Here is a 1077-nt window from a genome sequence, read left to right on the forward strand (position 1 = left end):
CGGTTTTATGAGATTAGCTCCACCTCGCGGTCTTGCAGCTCTTTGTACCGTCCATTGTAGCACGTGTGTAGCCCAGGTCATAAGGGGCATGATGATTTGACGTCATCCCCACCTTCCTCCGGTTTGTCACCGGCAGTCACCTTAGAGTGCCCAACTGAATGCTGGCAACTAAGATCAAGGGTTGCGCTCGTTGCGGGACTTAACCCAACATCTCACGACACGAGCTGACGACAACCATGCACCACCTGTCACTCTGCCCCCGAAGGGGAAGCCCTATCTCTAGGGTTGTCAGAGGATGTCAAGACCTGGTAAGGTTCTTCGCGTTGCTTCGAATTAAACCACATGCTCCACCGCTTGTGCGGGCCCCCGTCAATTCCTTTGAGTTTCAGTCTTGCGACCGTACTCCCCAGGCGGAGTGCTTAATGCGTTAGCTGCAGCACTAAGGGGCGGAAACCCCCTAACACTTAGCACTCATCGTTTACGGCGTGGACTACCAGGGTATCTAATCCTGTTCGCTCCCCACGCTTTCGCGCCTCAGCGTCAGTTACAGACCAGAAAGTCGCCTTCGCCACTGGTGTTCCTCCACATCTCTACGCATTTCACCGCTACACATGGAATTCCACTTTCCTCTTCTGCACTCAAGTTTCCCAGTTTCCAATGACCCTCCCCGGTTGAGCCGGGGGCTTTCACATCAGACTTAAGAAACCGCCTGCGCGCGCTTTACGCCCAATAATTCCGGACAACGCTTGCCACCTACGTATTACCGCGGCTGCTGGCACGTAGTTAGCCGTGGCTTTCTGGTTAGGTACCGTCAAGGTGCCGCCCTATTTGAACGGCACTTGTTCTTCCCTAACAACAGAGCTTTACGATCCGAAAGCCTTCATCACTCACGCGGCGTTGCTCCGTCAGACTTTCGTCCATTGCGGAAGATTCCCTACTGCTGCCTCCCGTAGGAGTCTGGGCCGTGTCTCAGTCCCAGTGTGGCCGATCACCCTCTCAGGTCGGCTACGCATCGTTGCCTTGGTGAGCCGTTACCTCACCAACTAGCTAATGCGCCGCGGGTCCATCTGTAAGTGG

1 rRNA gene is annotated in these 1077 nt (G+C 55.1%); it reads right to left on the bottom strand.

Annotated elements, in window-relative coordinates:
- Positions 1-1077 (bottom strand): 16S ribosomal RNA (locus ACFXGI_RS38820); the annotation flags it as partial.

Origin of the sequence: Streptomyces sp. NPDC059355 (genome assembly GCF_042752335.1) — a bacterium.
Taxonomy (GTDB): Bacteria; Actinomycetota; Actinomycetes; order Streptomycetales; family Streptomycetaceae; genus Streptomyces.